The organism is Lentzea indica, assembly GCF_012184385.1.
GTDB classification, from domain to species: Bacteria; Actinomycetota; Actinomycetes; order Mycobacteriales; family Pseudonocardiaceae; genus Lentzea; species Lentzea indica.
In genome coordinates this window covers 24,665-33,315 of record NZ_VSRL01000081.1, presented here as the reverse complement: position 1 = coordinate 33,315, position 8,651 = coordinate 24,665, and the positions used below count along the sequence as shown (strand labels likewise).

At 68.5% G+C, this 8,651-nt stretch carries 7 protein-coding genes and 1 pseudogene; 6 read left to right on the top strand and 2 right to left on the bottom strand.

Features of this window, described 5'->3' with window-relative positions:
• The coding region (locus FXN61_RS22595) for a DUF7134 domain-containing protein (protein WP_376770703.1) at positions 1–339 on the bottom strand (339 nt) is incomplete at its 3' end.
• A gap of 111 nt (positions 340–450) precedes the next feature.
• Between FXN61_RS22595 and FXN61_RS22590 the strand changes: the two are divergent.
• The 4 genes and pseudogenes from FXN61_RS22590 to FXN61_RS22575 all read left to right on the top strand — a co-directional run.
• Positions 451–1,098 (top strand): annotated as a pseudogene (locus FXN61_RS22590) (ABC transporter ATP-binding protein); the annotation flags it as partial.
• A 50-nt stretch (positions 1,099–1,148) separates the two neighbouring features.
• The gene (locus FXN61_RS22585; protein ID WP_167976041.1) at positions 1,149–1,904 is read left to right on the top strand and encodes an ABC transporter permease; all 756 of its coding nucleotides are present in this window, start codon (positions 1,149–1,151) and stop codon (positions 1,902–1,904) included.
• A gap of 98 nt (positions 1,905–2,002) precedes the next feature.
• Positions 2,003–3,058 carry a glycoside hydrolase family 5 protein gene (locus tag FXN61_RS22580; RefSeq protein WP_167976040.1) on the top strand — a complete coding sequence of 352 codons (1,056 nt, stop codon included), beginning with the start codon at positions 2,003–2,005 and terminating at the stop codon, positions 3,056–3,058.
• A gap of 73 nt (positions 3,059–3,131) precedes the next feature.
• Positions 3,132–4,010 carry an aldo/keto reductase gene (locus tag FXN61_RS22575; RefSeq protein ID WP_167976039.1) on the top strand — a complete coding sequence of 293 codons (879 nt, stop codon included), beginning with the start codon at positions 3,132–3,134 and terminating at the stop codon, positions 4,008–4,010.
• Here FXN61_RS22575 and FXN61_RS22570 read toward each other — a convergent pair.
• Positions 3,997–4,494, bottom strand: coding sequence for an NUDIX hydrolase (locus tag FXN61_RS22570; protein ID WP_167976038.1), 498 nt, complete (start codon positions 4,492–4,494; stop codon positions 3,997–3,999). The two genes, FXN61_RS22575 and FXN61_RS22570, sit on opposite strands and share 14 nt — an antisense overlap.
• 107 nt (positions 4,495–4,601) lie before the next feature.
• On the opposite strand from FXN61_RS22570, the gene FXN61_RS22565 reads away from it, so the two are divergent.
• Together FXN61_RS22565 and dop are read left to right on the top strand one after the other, a co-directional pair.
• Positions 4,602–7,004, top strand: coding sequence for an FtsX-like permease family protein (locus FXN61_RS22565; protein WP_167976037.1), 2,403 nt, complete (start codon positions 4,602–4,604; stop codon positions 7,002–7,004).
• Between the two features lie 96 nt (positions 7,005–7,100).
• Positions 7,101–8,594 carry a depupylase/deamidase Dop gene (gene dop, locus FXN61_RS22560; RefSeq protein ID WP_167976036.1) on the top strand — a complete coding sequence of 498 codons (1,494 nt, stop codon included), beginning with the start codon at positions 7,101–7,103 and terminating at the stop codon, positions 8,592–8,594.
• Positions 8,595–8,651 lie beyond the last annotated feature (57 nt).

The following is an 8,651-nucleotide window of genomic DNA, read 5'->3' as shown; positions in this document are numbered from 1 at the left end:
CGCGACCACCGCCACCGCGAGGCCGGTGAGCGACCAGCGGAGGTCGCGCTCCACCGCCACGGTGTACAGCGCGAAGCAGATCGCGGCGATCGGCGCGCCGAGCGCCTGGACCGGCACCACCTGGCCGATCACGACGGCCGCCGTGGCCGCCGTGATCATGGCGAGCGTCGTCACCGGCCACAACCGGCGCACGGCGACGGGCAGTGCGACACCCACGACCGCGGGCACGACCAGCCACCAGGGCCGGTCCTGGTGTTCCACCACGGCGTACCCCACGAGCACCGCGATCACCAGCGCGGCGGCCACGTCGACGAGGTAGAGGTGCAGTTTCCTGATCACGCCGATGACGGTAACGACGCCGGCGCGGGGGCGCCTCGGACCACGGTCCGATTGCGGAGGTCGGACCGCGGTCCGATCCGCGGGACACCGATCCGGCCCAAGCTCGTCGCCATGATCGAGGTGCGGAACCTGACGAAGAGGTACGGGGACACGACGGCGGTCGACGATCTGTCGTTCACCGTCCAGCCAGGGCTGGTCACGGGCTTCCTGGGGCCCAACGGAGCCGGCAAGTCCACGACGATGCGGATGATCGTGGGACTGGATCGGCCCACGCGCGGCGAGGCGCTGGTCGGTGGCAGGCGGTACGACCGCCTCGACCAGCCGCTGCGGCACGTCGGTGTGTTGCTGGATCCAGGGGCCGTGCACCACGGGCGAAAGGCGCTGGACCACCTGCGCTGGCTCGCGGCGAGCAACGGCATCAGCCAGCAGCGCGTGGTGGAGCTGCTGGAGCAGGTCGGCCTGGGAGGCGTGCGGAACAAGCGGATCAGGGCGCTGTCCCTCGGCATGAAGCAACGGCTGGGCGTCGCGGCCGCACTGCTCGGCGATCCGCAGATCCTGATGTTCGACGAGCCGGTCAACGGCCTGGATCCCGAAGGTGTGCGGTGGATCCGCGACCTCATGCGCGGTCTCGCCGAAGAAGGGCGCACGGTCTTCGTGTCCAGCCACCTGATGAGCGAGATGGCGCTCACCGCGGACGAGGTCGTGATCGTCGCAAGAGGACAGCTGGTCAAGCAGACACCGATGGAGGCGTTGACGGAGAACGGTTCTCTGGAGGACGCCTACCTCGAACTCACCTCCGGGAGGGGACTGTGACAAACGCGTTCGCCGCGGAGTGGCTGAAGCTCCGGACGGTACGGGCGCCGTACGGGCTCCTGGTGGCCATCGGCCTGATGATCGCGTTCGGCGCGACGATCTCGTGGCTGATGGTCCAGGACTACGACACGACTCCAGCCTCGGAACAGGCACGGTTCGCCTCCGCCGACGCCAGCGTGGTGATCAACCCGGTCATCCAGTTCTGCGTCGCCGCGCTCGGCGCGCTCGTGGCCACCTCCGACCCGAGGCTGACCGCGCTGACCGCCGTGCCGGACCGGAAACGCTTGCTCGCGGCCAAATCCGCGCTCGTCGCCACCACGTCCGTGGTGGTCGGTGCCGTCGCGCTCGCGCTGAGCATCGGCGCGAGCCGGCTGATCATGGGGGACCGGCCCGCGCCGATCACGCCCTGGGAGAGCCTGGGCGACGTGCTGCCGTGGTTCGGTGCTGCGGTGCTGTCGATCGTGGTGACAGGTCTGATCGGCCTCGGGCTGGGCCTCGCCCTGCGCTCGACGGCTGTCGCGATCGTGGTGGTCGGCGTGTTGCTGTGGGGCCTGCCGGCGATCACGCCGATGCTGCCGGAGCCGTGGAACATGGACGCCTCCGGCGTGATGGTGCCGTACCTGGTCTACGAGGTGGCGGGGGTCGTCGAGGACGCGCCGCTGAGTCCGGTGGCGGCCGTCGCAGCTTTGATCATTTACGTACTGGTGACGCTCGGTACCGGAATGGTGACTCTTCTGCGACGAGACGCTTGACGCACTCTGAGGGTCCCTTTATGGTCATCTATACCTTTAATCGGTAAGGAAACTTCCCTAACTAATCCGCCGCCAGCAAGTCCGAGAGGAGACGCTGAATGGCTTGGCAGAAGTCTGTGGTGGCGCTCGCCGCGGCAGTCGTGCTCCCGCTGACCGGTGTGATGGCAGGCAGTTCAGTCGCTGCCGCACCCGCGGGTGACGTCTCCGCCGCCGCGCTTCCGCCGGGTTCGCCCGCGGCGGTCAACGGCCAGCTGAAGGTCTGCGGTGTGCAGCTGTGCAACAAGAACGGCAAAGCGATCCAGTTGCGCGGCATGAGCACCCACGGCATCCAGTGGTACTCCCAGTGCATCAAGACCGCGTCGCTCGACGCGCTCGCGAACGACTGGAAGGCCGACGTTCTGCGCATCGCGATGTATGTGCAGGAGGGTGGTTACGAGACCAACCCTCGCAAGTTCACCGACATGGTGCACGGCTACATCGAGGAAGCCACCAAGCGCGGCCTGTACGCGCTGGTCGACTTCCACCAGCTCTCGCCAGGCGACCCGAACTACAACACCGCGCGCGCCAAGACCTTCTTCAAGGAGATCGCGGCACGGCACAAGGACAAGACCAACATCATCTACGACATGGCCAACGAGCCGAACGGCGTGTCGTGGGCGAAGGTCAAGCAGTACGCGGAGGCTGTCATCCCGACCATCCGCGCGGAGGACCCGGACAGCCTGGTGCTCATCGGCACGCACGGCTGGTCGACGTTCGGCCTGTCCGACGGCAAGGACATCAACGAGGTCAGCCGGAACAAGGTCAACGCCTCGAACCTGATGTACACGTTCCACTTCTACGCGAACTCGCACAAGGACTCCTACGTCAAGGCTCTCGACACGGTCTCCAGCCAGGTGCCGGTGTTCGTGACGGAGTTCGGCACGCAGACCGCGTCCGGTGACGGCGGGAACGACTTCACGACGTCGCAGAAGTTCATCGACCTGATGGCCCGCAAGAAGATCTCGTGGACCAACTGGAACTTCTCCGACGACAGCCGTTCCGGTGCGGTGTTCAAGGGCGGTACCTGCTCCGGCAGCAACTTCAGCGGTACCGGTGTGCTGAAGCCGGCCGGTGTCTGGGTGCGTGAGCGCACCCGCACGCCGGACGACTTCTGATCTGTCAGCAGTTCCGACCCCGGCGGGTCACGTGAACGGCGGTCCTTCGGGGCCGCCGTTTACGGTTGTCGGCATGGCACAACTCGCTCTCGGTCTCGCGTCGCTCGGTCGTCCCGCGTACATCAACCTCGGTCGTGAGGACGCGTTGCCCGCTCATCGCGACGTGGACTCGATGCGCGCGCAGTGCCATCGCGTGCTCGACACGGCCTACGAGCTGGGGATTCGCTGGGTCGACGCGGCCCGCTCGTACGGGCTCTCCGAGCAGTTCCTGTCGTCGTGGCTGCCCGGCCACGACGACGTGACGATCTCCAGCAAGTGGGGGTACGCCTACACCGCGGACTGGCGGCCCGACGCCGAGGTGCACGAGGTCAAGGAGCACTCGCTGGCCCGTTTCACCCAGCAGTGGCAGGAGACTCGTGCATTGCTGCCGCGCGTCGACCTCTACCAGGTGCACTCGCTGACCGTCGACAGCCCGCTGTTCGAGGACAAGGCGTTGCAGGAGGCGATGGTCGCTATCGGTGTCCCGCTGGGCTTCTCGACGTCCGGCCCGCGACAGGCCGACGCCATCCGCAAGGCCCTTGATCTCGGCATCTTCCGGTCCGTCCAGTCCACCTGGAACGTCCTCGAAACCTCCGCCGGTGCGGCGCTGGCCGAGGCGCACGACGCCGGGTTGCGCGTGATCATCAAGGAAGGAGTGGCGAACGGCCGGCTCGTCGTCGAGCCGCCGCAAGCGGTTGCGGCGCAAGCGAAAGCGCTTGGCGTCGGGCCGGACGCGGTCGCGCTGGCGGCGATCGCTCAGCAGCCGTGGGTGGACGTCGTGCTGTCGGGCGCGGCGAGCCCGGAGCAGCTGCGGTCCAATGTGGACGCGATGCGGATCGGGGTGGATCTGCCGGACCTGGCCGAGCCCGCCGAGCAGTACTGGAAGACTCGCGCCGCCCTCAGCTGGAACTAGTCCGCCGCAACCACTCCTGGCCGATGACCCTGCCGTCCGGAACGAGCGGCCAGCCGGGGTCGTCGATCTTGCCGCGCAGCTCGTCGAGGTCCATCCACCCGCCCCAGGCCACCTCCTCCGGCTGGTGGGTGAACGGGCCGTCGGAGCGCGTCTCGTAGATCCACGCGTGGTAGCGGGTGCGGTCGTCGACGTAGGTGGTCTGGAAGAGCCGGGTGAGCGGTGTGCTGACGCCGAGTTCCTCGCGCAGCTCGCGGGCGGCCGCCTCGTCGGGGGTCTCGCCCGCGTCGATCACACCGCCGGCGGTGCAGTCGTAGAGGCCGGGGAAGATGTCCTTGGTGTCCGTGCGGCGGTGCACGTAGACGCGCTCACCGTCCAGGGACAGCACGACGATCGTGGCGCAGCCGTGCCAGAGGTTCTCCGCGCGCATGCGTTCGCGGGTCACCTCGCCGATCACGTTCGCGTCCTCGTCGTAGAGGTTGATCATCCCCGTGTCCTCCTGTGGTCGTACGCGAGCTTGCTACCCCAGTCCGACGCCCGCTGATCGCCTTCCTTCCTACCTTCGTGACCGTCAGACGTCACCGAGGAGGATTCGTGTCCACTTCCCTGCGGCTCGGCGTCGCCGAGTTCCGCGCCAGGCCGGGCCGCGCGCTGCTGCCCGGAGTCGCGCTCGTGGTCGGCGTGGCGTGCCTGCTGGCCGCCCTGGTGCTGAGCGACGCGCTCACCAGGTCGGTCGACGAGGGCGCGCCGCTCACACCGTCCACAGTGGGGCACGTGGTGAACGTCAAACCCTCCGAGTACGGTTCCGACACCGACGAGGCGAACCGCCCGAAGCTTGACGACGCGTTGCTGGCCAGGCTCTCCGCGGTCGGCAGGGCCGTGCCGGTGCGGGAAGCCCAGGCGGACCTGTTGGACAGCAACGGCCGTGCGGGGGAGCACCGGGCCGAGGTGCAGGTCCAGCAACCGGATCTCGTGCGCTGGCCGCTCGCGGAAGGCAAGCAGCCTGCCGCCGACAACGAGGTCGCCGTCGACAAGATCACCGCGTACGAACGCGGGCTCAAGCCCGGCGACAAGATCAAGCTCGCCTCCGCGGACGGCAAGCCGTTCGACGTGACGGTCAGCGGTGTCATGAAGAAGGGCGGGATGGACTCGCGGCCGATCATGGTCGCCGGCCCCGATCTCGCCCGCAAGCTCGACCCGCGGCCGAACACCTTGGCGGTCTGGGTCATCGGTGGGGCTCGCGATGCCGTCGCCAGTGCGGCGGGCGCGGCGTACGTCGTGTGGGACCCGGCTCCGGACGCCGACAAGATCGGCAACGACCTGACGTTCATCCTGCTGCCGTTCAGCGTGCTCGCGCTGGCCACGGCCGTGTTCGTCGCCGCGGCCACGTTCCGTGCGGTTTATGCCCAGCGCCAGCGTCAGACGGCGTTGTTGCGGTGCATCGGTGCCCAGCGCGGGCCATTGGTGCGCAGGAGCTTGTTCGAGGCGTTCGTGACGGGTGCGCTGGCGGGCGTCGGTGGTGCGTTGCTCGGCGGGCCGATGGCGTGGCTGCTGGCCAGGACGTTCGACGTCACCGGCATCTCCGCGCTGTTCGGCGCGGTGGAGCTGAGCCCGGACCTGCTGCCGTCGCTCGGGTACGTGATCCTCGGAGTTGTTGTTGCCGCGCTGTTGAGCGTGATGGCGGCTGTCCGGCCCGCGATCAACGCCGCGCGCGTGTCGCCGCTCGCCGCCTTGCGCGAGGCGGAGAACGAGGTGCCGCCTCGCTCCGTCCGCCGTCTGCGGCTGGTGTTCGGCGTGCTGTTCACCGGTGGCGCGGCGCTGCTCGCGATGCTGGCCATCGCGGCCAAGGGCACCGTCGCCGCTCCGCTCGCCGTCACGTTCTCCGCGATCGCCGCTGTCACCGGCCTGTTCTGGATCCTCGGCCCGGTCACGGTGCCGTTCATCGCGAGGGCGTTCGGCAAGATCGGCGGTACTCGTTGGACACAGTGGAAGCTCGCGGGCGCCGAGGTGCGCAGGATGCCGCAGCGGTCGGCCTCGGTCGCGCTGCCGTTGCTGCTGGCCAGTTCGATGGTGACGTTCTTCCTGGTCGTGCTGGGCGGAGCGCAGGAGATGACGAACACGTACGCCAACGAGGAACGCCCGGACGCGACGGTGGTGGACGCGGGGGAGCGGCCGTTGCCGGTCATCCCCGCGCGGCCGGAGGTGGCCGCCGGAGTCGTGCTGCACAAGGCCGAGAACGGTTCGGGTGTCGATCCTGAGCAGTTCAAGGCCTGGCTCAAGGCGCAGAACGTGTCCGGGGCCGACCAGTTCACCTCGGGTACCGCGATCGTGCCGGAGCACTGGGCGGACCGGCCGTTCGTCGAGAACGACGGCAAGCAGTACAAGATCGTGGGCACGGTGGCCGGCACCCTCATCGGGTACACGCCGATCATCGGCGGCCTGACCTCGGGACCGGCCGAAAAGGTGCTGGTCGCGTTGAAGCCGGGGGTGGATCCGGCTCAGTTCAGGGCGAACCTCCAGGCCGCGCTGCCGGACAACCCGACGGTGATCGTGAAGACGGACGCGGACGAGCGCGCGGAGGCGGACCGGTACATGCACCTCGGCACCGTGCTGATGATGGTGCTGCTCGGGTTGTCCGTGGCGGTCGCGGTGACCGGTATCGGCACCGCGCTGACGATCTCGGTGCAGGAACGCCGCAAGGAGCTCGCACTACGGCGCGCCTTGGGTGTCACTAGGGGCGGACTGCAGGGCGGAGTCATCGCTGAAGCGATCATGTTGGCGCTGGTCGGGGTCATCGGCGGCGGAGTGCTCGGATTCGTCTACGCGGAGATCGCGATCCTGTCGACCGGCATCGACATGACGCTGCCGGGCTTGAAGGTGGTGTTGCCGCTGGTCATCGGCGCGGCGGCGGTCGTCGTGCTGGCAGTGGCCGCGGCATTCGGGCCTTCGCGGGGCGCTTCGAGGATCCGTCCAGCTGCTGGACTTGCGTCTGGGTGAACCGCCGGACGGGCATCCGGGTGAATAGGGTGAGGGGAGCTTCAACGCGAAGCTCCCCTCACGCTGTTGCCGGGGTCAGGTCATAAGGTGTTGCGTATGCGGCGGATCATGGGAACCGAGGTCGAGTACGGCATCTCAGTGCCGGGCGACGCGACCGCGAACCCGGTGCTCACTTCGACACAGGTGGTGCTCGCGTACGCGGCGGCGGCGGACATACCGCGCGCCAGGCGGGCGCGCTGGGACTACGAGGTGGAGTCGCCGCTGCGCGACGCGCGTGGGTTCGACCTGGGTTCGCCCGGCGGGCACCCCGCCGACTCCGACGTCGAGGACCTGGGCGCGGCGAACGTCATCCTCACCAACGGCGCTCGGCTCTACGTCGACCACGCGCACCCCGAGTACTCGGCTCCCGAGGTCACCAACGCGCGTGACGCCGTGATCTGGGACAAGGCGGGGGAGCGGGTGATGGAGGAGGCCGCGATGAAGGCCGCCACCGTGCCCGGCCAGCCCCGTCTGCAGCTGTACAAGAACAACGTCGACGGCAAGGGCGCGTCGTACGGCACGCACGAGAACTACCTGATGCAGCGGTCGACGCCGTTCACCGCCGTCATCGCCGGCCTGACGCCGTTCTTCGTCTCGCGCCAGGTCATCACCGGTTCCGGCCGCGTGGGCATCGGCCCGTCCGGCGAGGAAGCCGGCTACCAGCTCTCGCAGCGCGCCGACTACATCGAGGTCGAGGTCGGCCTTGAGACGACGCTGAAGCGCGGCATCATCAACACGCGCGACGAGCCGCACGCGGACGCGGACAAGTACCGCCGCCTGCACGTCATCATCGGCGACGCGAACCTGGCCGAGTACTCGACGTACCTCAAGGTCGGCACCACGTCGATCGTGCTGGACATGATCGAGGCCGGTCTGCGGTTCGACGACCTGCGCCTGGTCGACCCGGTGCGCGCGGTGCACCAGATCAGCCACGACCCGACGCTGAAGACGAAGGTCGAGCTGACCGGCGGCCGCAAGTTCACCGGCCTCGACGTCCAGTTCGCCTACCACGAGCGCGCGACCGCGTTCGTGGAGAAGGAGGGCATCGGCGACCGCGACGTCCTGCGGATCTGGGGCGAGGTGCTCGACGCGCTGGCCCGCGACCCCGCGGAGTGCGCTGACCGGCTCGACTGGGTCGCCAAGCTGCGGCTGCTCGAGGGCTACCGGCAGCGCGACGGCCTCGCGTGGGGCTCCGCGCGGCTGAACCTGGTCGACCTGCAGTACTCCGACGTCCGGCTCGACAAGGGCCTCTACAACCGCCTGGTCGCGCGCGGCTCGATGAAACGCCTGGTCAGCGAGGAGGAGGTGCGCGCGGCCATCACCTCTCCGCCTGAGGACACGCGTGCGTACTTCCGCGGCCGGTGCCTGGAGCGCTACCCGACCTCTGTCGCGGCCGCGTCCTGGGACTCGGTGATCTTTGATCTCGGTCGAGAATCCCTCGTGCGAATCCCGACGCTCGAACCGCTTCGCGGGACAAAAGCGCACGTCGGAGCCCTTCTGGAGGCCTCTGACACCGCCGAGCAACTGGTGGACGCGCTGACTCGCGGGTGATCGTCTACCCGAGTGGCTCAGGATTTTTGTCGGTGCCGCTGGGTAGTGTTCTTGTCA